The 17,000-nt window shown below is 66.1% G+C and carries 16 protein-coding genes; 5 read left to right on the forward strand and 11 right to left on the reverse strand.

The genetic code is table 11. The features are described from left to right. Position 1: 1 nt before the first annotated feature. The 8 genes from J2739_RS03895 to J2739_RS03930 all read right to left on the reverse strand — a co-directional run bounded on the left by J2739_RS03895 (position 2) and on the right by J2739_RS03930 (position 7,908). Positions 2-574: a tripartite tricarboxylate transporter TctB family protein gene (locus J2739_RS03895; RefSeq protein ID WP_309898766.1), complete on the reverse strand. Its 573-nt coding sequence runs from the start codon at positions 572-574 to the stop codon at positions 2-4. Beyond that, complete coding sequence (locus J2739_RS03900) at positions 571-1,587, reverse strand: Bug family tripartite tricarboxylate transporter substrate binding protein (RefSeq protein ID WP_309898768.1); 1,017 nt, start codon at positions 1,585-1,587, stop codon at positions 571-573. Before J2739_RS03900 ends, J2739_RS03895 begins: the two co-directional genes overlap by 4 nt. A gap of 54 nt (positions 1,588-1,641) precedes the next feature. After that, positions 1,642-2,709, reverse strand: coding sequence for a dihydrodipicolinate synthase family protein (locus J2739_RS03905; protein WP_309898771.1), 1,068 nt, complete (start codon positions 2,707-2,709; stop codon positions 1,642-1,644). Next, positions 2,709-3,731, reverse strand: coding sequence for an NAD-dependent epimerase/dehydratase family protein (locus tag J2739_RS03910; RefSeq protein WP_309898772.1), 1,023 nt, complete (start codon positions 3,729-3,731; stop codon positions 2,709-2,711). Before J2739_RS03910 ends, J2739_RS03905 begins: the two co-directional genes overlap by 1 nt. 25 nt (positions 3,732-3,756) lie before the next feature. Beyond that, positions 3,757-4,944, reverse strand: coding sequence for a dihydrodipicolinate synthase family protein (locus J2739_RS03915; protein ID WP_309898774.1), 1,188 nt, complete (start codon positions 4,942-4,944; stop codon positions 3,757-3,759). Between the two features lie 8 nt (positions 4,945-4,952). Beyond that, positions 4,953-6,116, reverse strand: coding sequence for a Gfo/Idh/MocA family protein (locus J2739_RS03920; protein WP_309898777.1), 1,164 nt, complete (start codon positions 6,114-6,116; stop codon positions 4,953-4,955). Between the two features lie 52 nt (positions 6,117-6,168). After that, positions 6,169-7,143 carry a tripartite tricarboxylate transporter substrate binding protein gene (locus J2739_RS03925; protein ID WP_405053821.1) on the reverse strand — a complete coding sequence of 325 codons (975 nt, stop codon included), beginning with the start codon at positions 7,141-7,143 and terminating at the stop codon, positions 6,169-6,171. 117 nt (positions 7,144-7,260) lie between these two features. Continuing rightward, positions 7,261-7,908, reverse strand: coding sequence for a TetR/AcrR family transcriptional regulator (locus J2739_RS03930; RefSeq protein ID WP_309898779.1), 648 nt, complete (start codon positions 7,906-7,908; stop codon positions 7,261-7,263). A gap of 96 nt (positions 7,909-8,004) precedes the next feature. On the opposite strand from J2739_RS03930, the gene J2739_RS03935 reads away from it, so the two are divergent. Next, positions 8,005-9,729 carry a thiamine pyrophosphate-binding protein gene (locus J2739_RS03935; protein WP_309898781.1) on the forward strand — a complete coding sequence of 575 codons (1,725 nt, stop codon included), beginning with the start codon at positions 8,005-8,007 and terminating at the stop codon, positions 9,727-9,729. Positions 9,730-9,801: 72 nt separating this feature from the next. Here the strand turns inward: J2739_RS03935 and J2739_RS03940 are convergent, their stop codons facing one another. Together J2739_RS03940 and J2739_RS03945 are read right to left on the reverse strand one after the other, a co-directional pair. Next, the gene (locus tag J2739_RS03940; protein ID WP_309898784.1) at positions 9,802-10,224 is read right to left on the reverse strand and encodes an SWIB/MDM2 domain-containing protein; all 423 of its coding nucleotides are present in this window, start codon (positions 10,222-10,224) and stop codon (positions 9,802-9,804) included. Positions 10,225-10,416: 192 nt separating this feature from the next. After that, entirely contained in the window at positions 10,417-11,283 is an 867-nt protein-coding gene (locus J2739_RS03945) for a DMT family transporter (RefSeq protein ID WP_309899911.1), read from the reverse strand. A 96-nt stretch (positions 11,284-11,379) separates the two neighbouring features. Between J2739_RS03945 and J2739_RS03950 the strand changes: the two genes are divergently transcribed. Further along, positions 11,380-11,787, forward strand: coding sequence for a gamma-glutamylcyclotransferase family protein (locus J2739_RS03950; RefSeq protein ID WP_309898786.1), 408 nt, complete (start codon positions 11,380-11,382; stop codon positions 11,785-11,787). A gap of 222 nt (positions 11,788-12,009) precedes the next feature. After that, the gene (aceA, locus tag J2739_RS03955) at positions 12,010-13,329 is read left to right on the forward strand and encodes an isocitrate lyase (protein ID WP_309898789.1); all 1,320 of its coding nucleotides are present in this window, start codon (positions 12,010-12,012) and stop codon (positions 13,327-13,329) included. Positions 13,330-13,388: 59 nt separating this feature from the next. Here the strand turns inward: aceA and J2739_RS03960 are convergent, their stop codons facing one another. Continuing rightward, positions 13,389-14,351 (reverse strand): GlxA family transcriptional regulator, encoded by a 963-nt coding sequence (locus J2739_RS03960; protein ID WP_309898791.1) that lies wholly within the window; start codon positions 14,349-14,351, stop codon positions 13,389-13,391. A gap of 115 nt (positions 14,352-14,466) precedes the next feature. On the opposite strand from J2739_RS03960, the gene J2739_RS03965 reads away from it, so the two are divergent. Further along, positions 14,467-14,778 carry a putative quinol monooxygenase gene (locus tag J2739_RS03965; RefSeq protein ID WP_309899914.1) on the forward strand — a complete coding sequence of 104 codons (312 nt, stop codon included), beginning with the start codon at positions 14,467-14,469 and terminating at the stop codon, positions 14,776-14,778. Between the two features lie 219 nt (positions 14,779-14,997). After that, positions 14,998-16,905 (forward strand): threonine--tRNA ligase, encoded by a 1,908-nt coding sequence (gene thrS / locus J2739_RS03970; protein ID WP_309898793.1) that lies wholly within the window; start codon positions 14,998-15,000, stop codon positions 16,903-16,905. Positions 16,906-17,000: the final 95 nt, after the last annotated feature.

Raw genomic sequence — 17,000 nt, forward strand, 5'->3', positions numbered from 1 at the left:
CCTAAGGCAGGCGCACCAGGAAGAACTCCTGGAACACGAGCGTGATGACGATGCCGGCGCCGAGGCCGACCGCCAGCGCGAAAGCCAGGCCCCGCACCCGCTGGTTCTTCGCGCTGCGCTCCGCGAACTGCAGCAAGCCGATGGTGACCGTGACGAAAACCGCCGCCGCCGCCCAGAAGGGCAGGCCATGGCCCACCAGACCCGCCGCGAAGCCGATGCACAGTGCCAGCACGGTCCACATGCGGCGGGCCTCGGCGCGGTCGGCCTCGGTGCGCGGGTGCGGCAGGTGGGGCGTCTTGGCGAGCCGGCGCCAGGAGCGAAAAAGCATCAGGCCGCCGAAGAACACGATCGCCGCTCCCAGCAGGCCCGGCAGCAGGCCGGGGACCGTGTACGGGTTGATGTCCTGCTTCTCGAGCCGGTCCATGCGCAGGGCGCCGATGGTGGTCGCGATGCCGAGCACGATCCACCCCAGCGACTGCCAGAGGTCCGCGCGCGGCGAGACCTTGCGCGCGTGTGCGGCGGCCTCGGCCTCGGCCTCCGCCGCGGCGCGTTCGGCATCGGTGGGGGTCGTCACGGCCGCGCGATGCCCAGCGTTTCCGGCGAGACCTTGGCCTTGCCGCTGTCGAACAGCAGCCAGGCATTGGCCTGGATGGCCGGCATGACCGCGGTCTGCGCCTCGGCGCCGTACAGCGGCGCGAACAGGGCGCCGCGGCTGGTGGCGTACTTCTTCAGCACTTCGCTCTTGGCGATGTTGTCGACCCAGATCTTCTCCATCGTCTTCACCACCTCGTCGGGCACGCCCTTGGGGATGAAGATGCCGAAGTAGTTGGCCGGTGCCTTGAAGCCCTCGATCGTCTTGGACAGCGGCTCGATGGTTCCGTAGCCTTCGAGGTCCAGCGCCTTGTCGCTCACCGTGGCCAGCGGGCGGATGCGCTTGCCGCGGATCATGTCGGCCTGCTCCACCGCCAGCTGGGTCGTGACTTCGGTCTCGCCGGCCACCGTGGCCACCACGGCCGGGTTGCCGCCGTCGTAGGTCACGTGCCGGTACTTGACGCCGGTGCTCTTGGCGATCAGCTCCATCGCGTTGTGGCCGGCCGAGGTCACGCCGGCCGTGGCCACGCTGATCTGGCCGGGCTTGGCCTTCATCGCATCCAGCAGATCCTTGGCGCTCTTGTAAGGCGCGGCCGCGTTGACGCCGATGACCTGCACGTTGGCGACGTTGAGAAACAGGTGCCAGTCGGCGATCCTGGTCTTGAGCATGCCCAGGGTCTCGTAGGAGCCCAGGTCCTGCGCCGCGCCGGCAGTCCAGGTATAGCCGTCCTTAGGGGCGTCGAGCGCGCTCTTGGTGCCGATCGAGCCCGAGGCGCCGGGCTGGTTGACGATCACCACCTTCTGGCCGAGCGTCTTCTCGATCTCCGCTGCCGTCACGCGCGTCACTTGGTCGGTGGAGCCGCCGGCGGCCCAGGGCACGATGATGGTCACCGGCCGCGAGGGCTTCCATTCCTCGGCCAAGGCGGACGCACCCAGCGCGGTGAAGGCCGCAGCGAGGGCGATGCTTCGGATCAAGTGGCGCTTCTGCTTCTGCATGGTGTCTCCTGGTGATGTGTCGGACTGGGGAAACGGGATGCGTGAAGGTGCAGGCTAGCCGAGCCAGCGTTGCAGGTGTGCCGCGACGAAGTCGTCGTCATGGAGTTCGGGGTAGGCGTCGTGCACGCGCGTCAATTCGGCCGCCTGGCCTGGGCTCAGGCCTTCCAGAGGGTCCAGGCACCAGGTGCCGGCCAGCAAGCCCTGGCGCCGCAACACCTCGTGGCAGCCGGCGATGCAGCCGCGGAAGTCATGGGCGACGTCGAAGAGGGCGGCATTGCAATCGGTCACCCGGGCATCGATGGCCAGGAGCTCCGCGGACACCTGGTCGGCCGCCACCGCCTCGTGCAATCGCGACAGCAGCTGCACCGCGCGCCGCGTGCCGACGCTCCAGTGGCCCAGCAACCCGCCCTTGATGCGCACCGTGACCGGCAGGCCTTCGCGCGTGAAGACGAAGGGCGCGAGCAGGTCCAGCACGATGTGGTCGTCATTGCCGGTGTAGAGCGTCACGCGACCCTCGGCGCCGGCCTCGACCACGCCGCGCACCACGTCCAGCGTGCCGTAGCGGCTGAAGGGCGCCATCTTGATGGCGACCACGTTGTCGATGGCGGCGAAGCGGCGCCAGAAGCTCGCCGGCAGCGGGATGCCGCCCACCGCGGGCTGCAGGTAGAAGCCGACCAGCGGCATCACGTCCGCGACGCTGCGGCAGTGCGCGATCAGCGCGTCCTCGCTCGCACCCTTCATCGCCGCCAGGCTCAGCAGGCCGGCGTGGTAGCCCAGGGCCTGGGCTGTCGCTGCTTCGGTGCAGGCCTGCGCGGTCGAGCCGGCGAGCCCGGCGATCATGAAGAGCGGGCGCCCGCCGTCCAGCGGGTCCCAGTTCAGGGCCTCGTCCATCGCGAGTTCGAGCACCGGCTTGTAGAGGCCTTGCTCGCGGATCGCGAACTGCGTCGAATGCACGCCCACGGCCAGGCCGCCTGCACCCGCATCGAGGTAGTAGCGGCTCAGCGCCCGCTGGCGGCGCTCGTCCAGCCTGCGATGGGGATCGAGGGCCAGCAGGTGCGCGGGGATCGCCGTCCCGCGCCGGAGCAGGGCGAGGGAGGCGGGTGGGATCTGCGTGTGGTGCATCAGTACTTGCCGTCGCGGGCTTCGAAATGCGTGGGCTTGTTCAGGCTCGTCATGCCGCGCCGGACCCAGTCGGCGGTCCAGTCCAGCATGCGCGGCAGCGTGACCTGCGGCGGTCCGAAGATGTCGAAGGCACGGGTGCAGTCGACCAGCCAGGCCGTGTCGGCCTCGCGGCCCGTGAAGACCGGTTCGACGCCGAGGCGCTGCGCCAGCCCCTGCGCTGCGTCGCGAATGGCGATGGCCGGGCCGCTGAGGTTGAGCGGTGAGGTCGGCGTGTCGCAGTGCGCAAGGGAGCGCAGTGCCCAGTCGTTGGCCTCGCCCTGCCAGATGATGTTGGCATGGCCCATCGCGAGGTCGATGGGCTGGCGCGCCATCAGTTTTTGGGCCAGGTCGTGCAGCACGCCGTAGCGCATGTCGATCGCGTAAGACAGGCGGATCAGCCGGCCCGGCGTGCCGTGCAGGTGCGAGAAATGCTCGAACAGGCGCTCGCGTGCCACGCAGGAATTCGCGTATTCGCCGGGCGGCGGCGTGGGTGGCACGTCTTCGCGCGCGCCGGGCCCGCGCACGTCGGCAAAGGGGTAGACGCAGGCCGTCGAGAAGGCCACGATGCGCGAGCGGCGGAAGCGCTCCGCCACCAGCGCCGGCACATGGGCGTTCATGGCCCAGGTCAGCCATTCGCTGCCGGACGAGCCGAACTTGCGCCCGGCCATGAAGACCACGTTGGGCGCCTCGGGCAGGGCAGCGAGCGCCTCGCGCGAAAGCAGGTCGGCTTCGATGCAATGGACGCCCTGCGCTTGCAGGCGCTCGCGCAAGCCCGGCTCTGAGAAGCGCGCCACGCCGATCACCTGCCGGCCGGGGCTGGCGCGCCGGGCCATTCGCGCCAGGGTTGGACCCATCTTGCCGCCCACCCCCAGGACGAGGATGTCGCCTTCGATCCGAGCCAGCGTCTGCACGAGCGCATCGGAAGGACGGGACAGGAGTTCCTCGAGCTGTTCGAGGCCGTCGATGCGATCGGGCAAAGGCATGGTGCGATTCCCCTGGTGTGGTGGGTCAGGCCTCGACGCCGTGCAGCGCCAGCAGCGTCTTCATGCGCCCCACGGCGCGCTCCGGCTGCTCGAGCAGGTTGGCCGCATCGGCCAGGCGGAACAGCTCGGCCAGGTGCTGCAGCGATCGCGTGCTGTGCTGCCCGCCCACCATCGTGAAGTGCTTCTGATGCCCGTTGAGCCAGGCCATGAACACCACGCCCGTCTTGTAGAAGCGCGTGGGGGCCGCGAAGATGTGCCGCGACAGCGCCACCGTCGGCCCGAGGATCGCGTGGAACTTGCCGGTGTCGCCCTGCGCGAGCTCGCCGAGCGCCGCGCTCGCCGCCGGCGCGATCGCATCGAAGATCCCGAGCAGCGCGTCGCTCTTTCCGTGCGTCGGCTCGCTGCCGAATCCATCGCCCGCGATCAGCTCCGCGTAGTTGAAGTCGTCGCCGGTGTACATGCGCACGCCCGGCGGCAGGCGCCGTCGCATCGCGATTTCCTTGTCCTTGTCGAGCAGCGAGATCTTGATGCCGTCCACCTTGTGCGCATGCGCCGCGATGATGCCGAGCGCCGTGTCCATCGCCGTGTCGATGTTCTTCGCGCCCCAGTAGCCCGCGAGCGCCGGATCGAACATGTCGCCCAGCCAATGCAGCACCACCGGCTGCCTGGCCTGTGAAAGGATGCGGTCGTACACGCGCTCGTAGTCCGCGGGCCCCCTGGCCACGTGCGCCAGCGCCCGGCTCGCCATCACGATCAGCCTGCCGCCCAGCGCCTCGATCGCTTCCATCTGCACTTCGTAGGCGCGGATCACGTCGTCCACACCCTTCGCGTCGATCAGGCTCAGCTGGTCCGTGCCGCAGCCCGAGGCCACCAGCGCGCCCGGCACGTCCTTCGCGGCATCGAGCGTGCGCCGGATCAGCGTCAGCGAGGTCGGCCAGTCCAGCCCCATGCCGCGCTGTGCGGTGTCCATCGCCTCGGCCACCCCCAGACCCAGCGACCACAGGTGGCGCCGGTAGGCGAGCGTCCCGTCCCAGTCGATCGCGCACTGCAGCCACGGATCGATCGCTGCCAGCGGATCGGCCACCACGTGCGCGGCCGAATAGGCGATGCGGGTGAACTTGACACCCGGCGGTGGCTTGACCGGCGCCGTGCCGCGCAGCGTGTAGGGCGCCAGCGTGCCCGTGGGGGTCGGAAGCGTCAGAGACAGAGTCATCGATCGCCTCAGAGGTTCAGCGCCGGCACATCGATCCAGCGCCGTTCCTGCCAGGAGGCAAGCGCCGCCTCCACCAGCTGCACCCCCTTGGCGCCCTCGGGCAGCGTCCACTTGTACGGCGCGTTCTCGACCACATGGCGGATGAAATGCTCCCACTGGATCTTGAAGCCGTTGTCGTAGGCCTGCGAGTCCGGGATCTCCTGCCACTGATCGAAGAAGTTCATCGTCTGCTTCTCGTCCGGGTTCCACACCGGCCGCGGCGTGGCCACTCGCGACTGCGCCCGGCACGACGACAGGCCCGCCACCGCCGAGCCGTCCGTGCCGTCCACATGGAAGGTCACCAGGTCGTCGCGCCGCACCCGCGTGGCCCAGCTCATGTTCAGCTGCGCGATCACGGCCTCTCCGCCATGGCCGCGCAATTCGCAGGTGGCGTAGGCCGCATCGTCCGCGGTGGCTTCATAGGGCTGTCCGTTCTCGTCCCAGCGCCGGGGGATGTGCGTCGCGCCGATGCACGACACCGATTGCACTTCGCCGAACAGGTTGTCCAGCACATAGCGCCAGTGGCACATCATGTCCAGGATCATCCCGCCGCCGTCTTCCTTGCGGTAGTTCCACGAAGGGCGCTGGATCGGCTGCAGGTCGCCCTCGAACACCCAGTAGCCGAACTCCAGGCGCACCGACAGCATGCGCCCGAAGAAGCCCGCGCGGCGCAGCATGTCCAGCTTGCGCAGGCCGGGCAGGAACAGCTTGTCCTGGACTGCGCCGTGCTTGAGGCCCGAGCCCTGGGCCAGGCGGGCGATCTCCACCGCCTCGTTGAGGTTGGTGGCGATCGGCTTCTCGCAGTAGACATGCTTGCCTGCACGAATCGCCTTGGCCAGGAGCGTGGGGCGCATCTGCGTGGTGCCCGCGTCGAAGAAGAGGGTGTCGTCCGTGTTCTCCAGCGCGCGTTCGAGATCGGTGCCCCAGCGCTCGAGGCCGTGGGCCTTCGCCAGGGCCTCGATCTTCCCGGGGTTGCGGCCGATGAGGATCGGGTCGGGCATGACGCGGTCGCCGTTGGAAAGAGTGACACCGCCTTGCGCGCGGATGGCGCAGATGGAGCGGATGAGATGCTGGTTCATGCCCATGCGTCCGGTGACGCCGTGCATGATGAGTCCGAGTCGTTGGGTCGCCATGTTCAGAAGGTGTGCCGGGGGAAAGAAAGGGCCTGGGGAAATGGTCGGTGGGTCATTGGGGAGACAGGCCGGCGGCCTTCACCAGCTTGGCATTGCTGGCGATTTCCTCCTTGATGTACGCGTCGAACTGCTCGGGCTTGAGCGTCCAGGCGTCGGCGCCCAGCTTGAGGAATCGCTCCTTGACCTCGGGGCTGGCGAGCGCCTTCGCCACCTCGTCGTGCAGGCGGTTGACGATGTCGCGCGGTGTCTTGGCAGGTGCCATCATCCCGATCCAGAAGTTGAATTCAGAGCCGGGCACGCCGGCCTCGGCGGTCGTGGGCACATCGGGCAGGGCGGCGGCGCGCTTGGGCGAGCCCACGGCCAGCGCCAGCAGCTGCCCCTCCTTGATCTGGCCGATCACCGGCGCGATGGGCGAGAAGTAGTAGTCCACGCGGCCAGCCAGCACCTCGGTCACGGCCTCGGCCGAGCCCTTGAAGGGGATGTTGGTCGCGTCGATGTTGGCGGCCAGCTTGAATTTTTCGGCATTCAGGTGCGTGGCGCTGCCCTGGCCCGCGGAGGCGAAGTTGATGCTGCCCGGTTTGGCCTTGGCCGTCGCGAGCAGGTCCTTCAGCGTCTTGATGTTCTTCGATGGCGAGATCACCAGCGCGTTGGGCAGCGAGGAGATGGGCGTGACGCCGGCGAAGTCGCTCACCGTGTCGAAGGGGAGCTTGGCGAAGGTCGAGGGGCTGACCGTGTGCGAGGACGAATGGATCATGACCGTGTAGCCGTCGGGCGCCGCGGTCGCCACTGCCTGCTGTCCGATGGTGCCGCTGGCGCCGCCCCGGTTGTCGATCACCAGCGTCTGGCCCATGCTGGCGCTCATCTTGTCGGCGATGGCACGGGCCATGATGTCGGTGGTGCTGCCGGCGGCGAAGGGCACGATGACGCGGATCGGCTTGTTCGGGTAGGCGCCCTGAGCGTTTGCGCCGAGCGCGGTGCAAAGGGCCAGCGCTGCGGCGAGGGCATGGCGGCGGGAGCTGAGTGGCACGGGGTCTCCTGGTTGGATTGGCGCTGTGGCCCGACTTCAATTCACCAATAAGTGAATTAGAGATTCTAGAAAGCCATGCGCGAGCCTGCAACGGCCCGGTCCTAGGAGATACCCGTATCAGTGAAGGACGTAGCCCAGGACGAGGTCGGTCATGTGCGACAAGCGTTGCGCCATGGCCTTCGGTGCGCGCAGGTCGCGGCCGAAGATGGCCGAGAGCGTGTCGTTGTTCGACAGGTAGAAGTAGCAGAGCGCGGCAATGGAGATGTAGAGCTGCACCGGGTCGACGCCGGCGCGGAAGAGCTTCTCGCGCCTGCCGCGCTCGAGCACGCCATCGAGCAGCTGGACCAGCGGCGAATTCATCTCCTGGATGCGCTCGGAGCGCTTGAGATGCGCGGCGCGGTGCAGGTTTTCGCTGTTGAGCAGGGTGATGAACTCGGGGTGATCGAGGTAGTAATGCCAGGTGAAGGAGACCAGGCGGCGGATCGCCTCCACGGGTTCGACTTCGTCCAGGTGCAGCCGCTGCTCGGCCTCCCGGATATCGGCGTAGGTGCGCTCGAGGACGGCGAGGAACAGGTCGTCCTTGCTGCCGAAGTAGTAGTAGATCAGCCGCTTGTTGAGGCCGGCGCGCGCGGCGATGCTGTCCATGCGCGCGCCCGCCAGGCCGCGCTGCGCGAACTCGTCGCGGGCCGAGTCGAGGATCGCGAGCTGCGAGCGGTCGGCATCGCGAGAGCGGGGCTCCGGGGGCGCGGTCGGCGGCGTCTTCATGGGCGGAATTTAACCAGTTAGGGAATTAAAGCAAGCATTCGCAGGGTGTGCGGATAATCGCCGCTTCTTTCGATATTGCAGCAGAGGCATCCGTCCATGAGTTCGTCGCAAACCGCAGGCCACCTGATCGTCGAATGCCTGATCGAGCAGGGCGTGGAGCTGGCCTTCGGTGTTCCGGGGGAAAGCTTTTTGGCCGTGCTCGACGGCTTTCATGCGTACTCGGAGCGCATCCGATTCGTGGTCAATCGTCAGGAGGGTGGAGCGGCCTTCATGGCCGAGGCACACGGCAAGCTGACGGGCCGGCCCGGCATCTGCTTCGTGACGCGCGGGCCCGGGGCGACCAACGCCTCCATCGGTGTGCACAACGCCTTTCAAGACTCCACGCCCATGGTGTTGTTCGTCGGCGATGTCGGGAGCGACTTCCGCGATCGCGAGGCTTTCCAGGAGGTCGACTACGGCAGCTTCTTCGGCCCCAGCACCAAGGGCTTTGCCAAGCGGGTGGAGCGCATCGACGATGCGGATCGCGTTCCCGAATACATCGCGCGCGCCTTCGCAACCGCCATGAACGGCCGGCCCGGCCCCGTGGTGCTCGTGCTGCCCGAGGACATGCTGCGCAGCATGACCTCCGCTCGACCCTTGGCCCGCGTGGAGGCGGTGCAGCCCTGGAGCGATCCGGGGGCGCTGCGCGCGCTGCGCGAGTTGCTCCTCAAGGCGCAGCGCCCGCTCGTGATCGCCGGCGGCGGCGGCTGGACCGTGCAGGCGGCGCAGGCGCTGCAGCGCTTCGCCGAGAACTGGAAGCTGCCGGTCGCGAACGCCTTCCGCTTCCAGGACACCTTCGACAACCACCACCCGCTCTACGCCGGCGACGTGGGCATCGCGATCAATCCGAAGCTGGCGGAGCATGTGCGGCACAGCGACCTGGTGCTGGCGATCGGGCCGCGGCTGGGCGAGATGACCACCGGCGGCTACACGCTGCTCGAGGCGCCCCGATCCGCGCAGACGCTGGTCCACATCCACGCGAGCGCGGAGGAGCTCAACCGCGTCTACCAGGCCGACCTCGCCATCAATGCCGGCATGAGCGCCGCGGCGCGCAGCCTGGAGGTGCTGAGCCCGCCCTCGGAAGTGGCGTGGGAGTCTTGGACGGCGCAACTGCATGCCGACTACATCGCCAACCTCGAGCCGCAGGCACTCGCCGGGCTGCCGCCCGCATCGCCGCGCGGCGCGGTCGACATGGCCGCGGTGGTGCGCACACTGCAGCAGCATCTGCCCGAGGACGCGGCCATCACCAACGGCGCGGGCAACTTTGCGAGCTGGGTGCATCGCTACTTCCGCTACCACGGCTTGGCGAAGGGACACAAGACGCAGCTCGCGCCGACCAGCGGCGCCATGGGCTACGGGGTGCCGGCGGGCATCGCGGCGAATATCGCAACTGGCCGGATCGCCTTCACCATCGCCGGGGACGGGGACTTCCTGATGAACGGGCAGGAGCTCGCCACCGCCACGCAGCACGGCGGCAAGAGCATCATCGTGCTGCTCAACAATGGGATGTTCGGCACCATCCGCATGCACCAGGAGCGCGAATACCCGGCCAATGTGAGCGGCACGGCCCTGGCCAATCCGGACTTCTGCGCGCTGGCCCGCGCGTACGGCTACACGGCCGAGCGCGTGACCGAGACCGCGCAGTTCGAGGCCGCGCTGCTGCGCGCACTGGCGGCCGAGACTGGCACGCTGATCGAGATCCCGCTCGACGCCGAGGTGATCACGACGCGCGGCACGCTATCGACCATCACGAAGGCCGCGCAGGCACGCGGCGGCCATTGAATCGCCGTCCAGCCAAAGAAAAAAGCCGGCTTGCGCCGGCTTTTTCAATGAAGCGCCTGAGGCGCTCCGGGCTTACTTGACGTGCTTGCCGATCAGCGAAGCAAGCTCGAACATCGACACTTGCGGCTTGCCGAAGATTTCCTTCAGCTTGGCGTCGGCGTTGATGTTGCGCTTGTTGGCCTTGTCCTGCAGGTTGTTCTTCTTGATGTAGTCCCACAGCTTGCTCACGACGGCGGTGCGCGGCAGAGGCGTCGAGCCCACGACGGCGGCGAGCGCCGGGCTGGGGGTCAGGGCCTTCATGAACGCGGCATTGGGCGTGCGCTTCTTGGCGGGAGCCTTCTTTGCAGCAGCCTTCTTCGCGGGAGCGGCCTTCTTGGCGGGTGCCGCCGCCTTCTTCGCCGGAGCAGCAGCCTTCTTGGCCGGTGCGGCCTTCTTCGCGGGAGCAGCCTTCTTTGCAGGCGCTTTCTTGGCCGGAGCCTTCTTTGCAGTTGCCATGGTTGATTTCCTTTTTGGATTGGTCACTCTTCACCAATGAAAACGCTGTCTCCACTGGCATTGCGGATGCTAAAGGAGAAGAAACGCGTTTCCAAGGGAAAAAGGGACTTTTTCATTGGGAGCTGTTGTTTTTTCAGAGGAGAGAAGGAGGTCCTTCGCACTCTGGAGTGCCTTCGAAGGCGCTGCAGTGCTTCAGACGCGGCGCGAAGGCCAGGTCGCGAGCACCACGCCGAGCAGCGCGAGCGCGAAGGCGCAGACTTGCAGCAGCGAAAGACGCTCGCCCAGGACCAGCACGCCGACCATGGCCGCGCTCACCGGCAGCATCACCGTGAACACGCCCGCCTGCGAGGCCGGGACGCCCTTCAAGCCCGTCATCCAAAGCCACACCGTCCAGACGCTGGCGGCCAACGCATAGACCACGAGCAGGGCCCAGAGGCCCAGCGCAACATTGCCGAAGTCGAAGCGCAGGGCGAACCACAGCCCCAGCGGCGTCGAGAGCACCAGGCCCCAGAGGTTGATCAGCGAGGAGATGCGCTTGGGTCCTAGCTTGCCCGTGAGCGACTTGCCGATGACCGCGTAAGCCGCCTCGCAGAGCACGGCGCAGAACACCAGCAGGTCGCCGAGCCAGGACAAGGAAATGCCGGCGGCAGCGCCAGGGTGCGCCGAAGGTTGGGCCGGCGCGAGCGCGACCAGGCCGATGCCGCCGACCGCGCAGGCGATGGCGAGCGCGGTCCGCAGCGTGATGCTCTCGCGCAGAAAGACACGGCTGCCGATGGCCACGACCGCGGGGATGGAAGCCATGATCACGCCCGCCGACACGGCGCTGGTCATGCTCACGCCGAACAGCATGCAGATTGAGAACAGGAAGTTGCCGAGGAAGGACTCGAGAAAGACCAGACCGCGCGTGCGGGTCGTCATCGCCGGCTCGTCGGACGGTCGACGAAGCCAGTGGGGCATCGCCAGCGCCGCGATGCCGAAGCGCAGCCATGCGAGCAGGAACACGGGAAATGCGAGCACCAGGGGCTTGGAGAGCGCCACGTAGCTGCCGACCAGGGACATGCTGAGCGCCAGGCAGCCGTAAGCGACGAAGCGGCCGGGTGCGTGAAGGGCTGGGTTCAATAGACTAGGTGCGTTGCGAGGATCGATTCGATGATGATGCCCCATTCCCTCCCGGAGACCCGCCACGTGTTCGTTTACGGGACCCTGCGCCGCGGCGGGCGCAACGACATCGCGCACTTCTTTCCGGCGCCGCGCTTCGTGGCCCACGCACGCATCCACGGCACCATGTACGACCTGGGCAGCTATCCGGGCGCGCTCCTCGGCGGCAGCGGTCTGCTGGTCGGGGAGGTCTATGCCGTCACGCCCATGCTCGAGGCCCAGCTCGACCGGCTCGAGGAGGTACGGGACGATGACGGCGGGGAGTACATCAAGCGAGAGAAGGCGGTGCGTGTCGGCGCAAAGGAAATCATCTGCGTCGTCTACGAGGTCCACCCGGAACGCGTCGCGGGCTGCTCCGTGATCGCATCGGGAGACTGGTTCGATCGCGCGCCGCCCTTTTCATGAACCAGAAAGTGCGCTTCGCATTGCGAAATCTGCACATGCTGCATCGCAATAAATTTTCTCAATATGAGAAAGATAGTTTTGCATTGAGAAATTACTCTGCAAGTTGTTGATTTTATTGATTGAAAAATATGTCTTGTATAAGACATAAGACAAGAAGAGAGGCGTACAGTTGTTTCCCAAGGCCGCAGCGCCGACCTCTCAATCAACCCTTGGAGTGACACCATGCCTCAAACCATCACCGAACAATTGAGCCGCGAACAGCAGATCGCCGCCCTCGAAAAAGAATGGGCGACCGACCCGCGCTGGAAGGGCATCAAGCGCGGCTACAGCGCCGCCGACGTGGTGCGCCTGCGGGGCTCCTTCCCGATCGAGTACACGATTGCACGTCGCGGCGCCGAGAAGCTCTGGGACCTGGTGAACAACGAGCCTTACGTCAACTGCCTCGGCGCGCTCACCGGCGGCCAGGCCATGCAGCAGGTCAAGGCAGGCATCAAGGCGATCTACTTGTCCGGCTGGCAGGTTGCCGCGGACAACAACAGCTACGCCGCCATGTACCCTGATCAGTCGCTCTATCCGGTGGATTCCGTGCCGACGGTGGTCGAGCGCATCAACAACACCTTCCGCCGCGCCGACGAGATCCAGTGGTCCAAGGGCACGAACCCCGGCGACAAAGGCTACGTCGACTACTTCGCGCCGATCGTGGCCGATGCCGAAGCGGGCTTCGGCGGCGTGCTCAACGGCTTTGAACTGATGAAGGCGATGATCAAGGCGGGTGCCGGCGGCGTGCACTTCGAGGACCAGCTTGCCTCGGTCAAGAAGTGCGGCCACATGGGCGGCAAGGTGCTGGTGCCGACCACCGAGGCAGTGCAGAAGCTGATCGCCGCACGCATGGCGGCCGATGTCTGTGGCACGCCGACCTTGGTGATCGCTCGAACCGATGCCGAAGCGGCCGACCTGCTGACCAGCGACTACGACGAGAACGACAAGCCCTTCCTTACCGGCGAGCGCACCGCCGAAGGCTTCTACAAGACGAAAAAGGGCATCGACCAGGCCATCTCGCGCGCCATCGCCTACGCACACTACGCCGACCTGGTTTGGTGCGAGACCGGCACGCCCGACCTCGAGTTCGCGCGCAAGTTCGCCGACGCCGTGCACAAGGTCCATCCGGGGAAGATGCTGGCCTATAACTGCTCGCCTTCCTTCAACTGGAAGAAGAACCTCGATGACGCCACCATCGCGAAGTTCCAGAAGGAGCTCGGCGCCATGGGCTACAAGTACCAGTTCATCACGCTGGCCGGCATTCACTCGATGTGGTTCAACATGTTCGACCTGGCACAGGACTACGTGCAACGCGGCATGTCGGCCTATGTCGAGAAGGTGCAGGAGCCCGAGTTCGCGGCGCGCGACCGTGGCTACACCTTCGTGTCGCACCAGCAGGAAGTCGGCACCGGCTACTTCGACGAGGTGACCACCGTGATCCAAGGCGGCAAGTCGAGTGTCACGGCACTCACCGGCTCTACCGAGGAAGAGCAATTCCACTGATATCCCGCTGTCACTGAGTTTGGTCCCCGCGCGAGCGATCCGCGGGGATTTTTTTCGCCTCAGTCGACCATGCGCAACTCGCGCACCCCGCGGCCCAGTCGTTGCCGCAGCAGGGCGCGCAGCGTGACGCCTTCGGCATAGCCGACCAGGCTCGCGATCTGCTCCAGGCTCTTGTCGCTGGTCTTAAGCAGATGAACGGCGCGCTCCACGCGCAGATCCTGGAAGTAGGACAACGGCGTCTTGCCCAGCACCCTTTGCATTCGTCGCGCGAGGGTGCGCTTGCTGGTGCCGGCCGCCACCGCGGCCTCGTCGAGTGAGAAGCCATCGGCCAACCGGCCGCGGGCCCAACGTTCAAAGCGCTGGACGGTGGGATCCGAGTGAGTGAGGTGGTCGGTGATGACGTAGGCGGACTGCGATGGGCGCGAGTCGACGATCAGGTACTTGGCGACCGTGGCTGCGAGATCCGGGCTGGCTTGGCGTACCAGCAGCAGCGCCATGTCGATGTGGCTCAGCGCCGCGCCCGCGGTGACGAAGGGGCCCGAACTCACCAGCATGCGCGATTCATCGAGCCTCACGGCCGGGTAGCGCTGGCGGAACAGCGAGGCCAGCCACCACGTGGTTGTGGCCTGGCGCTGGTCGAGCAGGCCCGATTCGGCCAGCACGAAGGTGCCGACGCAGGCCGCCGCGATGCGCACGCCCTGGCCGGCCTGGGCGCGCAGGGCGGCGGCGGCCTCGGCGACGTCGCGCCGTTGCAGCGCGGCCTGCAGTCCCTCGGGCATCTTCTCGCCGAGCGCCGGCACGACGATCCAGTCGGGGCGGCCCGCATCGGGCGCAGAGACCACCGGCACGCGCAGGCGCTGTGACGTGTGAACCCTCTTTCGCATCCCCGTGACCCGGAGCTCGAAGGGCGCGATGTCGGCGCCCGCCATGCCCGCGAGCTCGTTGGCCGTGCTGAAGACGTCCTGCACCGTGGCCAAGCCTGTGTCGAACACGCCGTCGAGCGCGAGCAGGTTGACCTTCATGGCAACAACCATAGCAAAGATGTCAAGAATGCCAATAGGTCGATTCCCGGGGGGTGCCTAGAGTCGAAGCCCCTGGGTGCGCAATCCCGCGCAACCTGGTTCACTGGAGACCGTCATGATCAAGTACGCACTGTTCGCCCGCCTCGAAGCCAGACCGGGCAAGGAAACCGAGGTGCAGCAGTTCCTCGAGGCGGGCCTCGCGATGGCCCGCGAGGAGAAAACGACGCCAATCTGGTTCGCGCTGCGCCTGACGCCGACCACCTTCGGTGTCTTCGATGCTTTCGAGGACGAAGCCGGCCGGCAGGCGCATCTGAGCGGCCCTATCGCGCAGGCGCTCATGGCCAAGGCGCCCGAATTGTTCGTCAAGCCGCCGGCCATCGAGCCCGTCGAGGTGCTGGGCCTCAAGAACGACGCGCCCGCCTCTTGAGCTCAACGGCTAGAATCGCAAGCTTCCGTCAGAGCAGCAACAAGGGCGAGAAAGGCATCCTGGTTATGACACCGCGAACTACCCCGCAAGGAACGAGCGGCCTTCTTCTTGAAGGAGAAGGCCGGTAGGCCGCGCATGCTGGAAGATCCCAGCGCCCTCACCCAAGCCCAAGCGCGGTCCGATGACCGCGCTTTTTTGTTTTCTCGCCGAGGTTTTTCAATGATCCAGATCACGCTTCCCGACAACTCGCGCCGCGAGTTCCCAGGCCCGGTTTCGGTTGCCGATGTTGCCAAGTCTATCGGCCCCGGCCTGGCGAAGATGACGGTCGCCGGCAAGGTCGACGGCAGGCTGGTCGATGCAAGCGACCTCATCGAGCAGGACGCCCGGCTGCAGATCATCACGCCCAAGGACGACGAAGGCCTGGAAATCATTCGCCACTCCACGGCCCACCTGGTCGGCCACGCGGTCAAGCAGCTCTACCCGACGGCCAAGATGGTGATCGGGCCGGTGATCGAGGAGGGCTTTTACTACGACATCTCCTACGAGCGGCCCTTCACGCCCGAGGACATGGAAGCGATCGAAGCGCGGATGCGAGCGCTGATCGCCCAGGACTACGACGTGATCAAGAAGATGACGCCGCGCGAAGAGGTGGTCGAGGTCTTCAAGTCCCGGGGCGAAGATTACAAGCTGCGGCTCGTCGAAGACATGCCCGATGAGAGGGCGATGGGGCTGTACTACCACCAGGAGTACGTCGACATGTGCCGCGGGCCGCACGTGCCGAACACGCGCTTCCTCAAGGTGTTCAAGCTCACGAAGCTGGCCGGCGCCTACTGGCGCGGCGATGCTCGCAACGAACAGCTGCAGCGCATCTACGGCACGGCCTGGGCCGACAAGAAGCAACTCGACGACTACATCCGCCGCATCGAGGAGGCCGAAAAGCGCGATCACCGCCGGCTCGGCAAGGAACTGGACCTGTTCCATATCGATGAAGTGGCGCCGGGCGTGGTGTTCTGGCATCCGAAAGGCTGGGCCATCTGGCAGCAGGTCGAGCAATATATGCGAAAGGTGTACCGCGACACGGGCTATCAGGAGGTCAAGGGACCGCAGATCCTCGACAAGAGCCTGTGGGAGAAGACGGGCCACTGGCAGAACTACCGCGAGAACATGTTCACGACGGAATCCGAGAAGCGCGACTACGCGCTCAAGCCGATGAACTGCCCGGGCCATGTGCTGATCTTCAAGAGCGACCTGCGCAGCTACCGAGACCTGCCGATTCGCTATGGCGAGTTCGGCCAGTGTCACCGCAACGAGCCCTCGGGGGGATTGCACGGCATCATGCGCGTGCGCGGCTTCACGCAGGACGACGGGCACATCTTCTGCACGGAAGACCACATCCTCGAGGAATGCGTGGCTTACACGGGTCAACTGCTCAAGGTCTATGCCGATTTCGGCTTCAAGGACATCCTCTACAAGGTTGCAACGCGGCCCGACAACCGCATCGGCTCCGACGAACTCTGGGACAAGGCCGAGCAGGCATTGATGGAGGCACTGCGTCGCTCAGGCGTGGAGTTCGTCATCTCGCCTGGGGAAGGCGCCTTCTATGGTCCCAAGATCGAGTACACGCTGCGCGACGCCATCGGCCGTCATTGGCAGTGCGGCACGATGCAGGTGGACTTCAACATGGCCGAGCGCCTGGGCGCCGAGTACGTCACGGAGTCGAGCGGCCGGGCCCATCCGGTCATGTTGCACCGGGCGATCGTGGGCAGCCTCGAGCGTTTCATCGGCATGCTGATCGAACATCACGCGGGCGCGCTGCCTGCCTGGCTCGCGCCGGTGCATGTGGCGGTGCTCAATATCAGCGAGGGACAGGCCGATTACGCATCCCAGGTTGCGAAAACGCTGCAAAATCAAGGGCTTAGAGTTTTACTCGACCTGCACAACGAGAAGATTACGTATAAAATACGGAAGCATTCGTTGCAAAAGCTTCCCTACATCCTCGTCGTCGGCGAGAAGGAAAAGGAAGCAGGTGCCGTCGCAGTGCGCGCCCGGGGCAATCTTGATCTCGGTGCCATGTCGGTGGAGGCGTTCTCGAAAAAGATCGCCGACGACATCCAACACAAGCTTTGAATCAGAACCGATTCAAAGGCTGATTTAAACCAATCAGGCTGCTTGTGGGCGTGAACTCGAAGGTGTTCGCTACAATTTTTGTAGCAAATTGATTG

This window comes from Variovorax soli, assembly GCF_031454625.1.
In the GTDB taxonomy this organism is placed as follows: Bacteria; Pseudomonadota; Gammaproteobacteria; order Burkholderiales; family Burkholderiaceae_C; genus Variovorax; species Variovorax soli_A.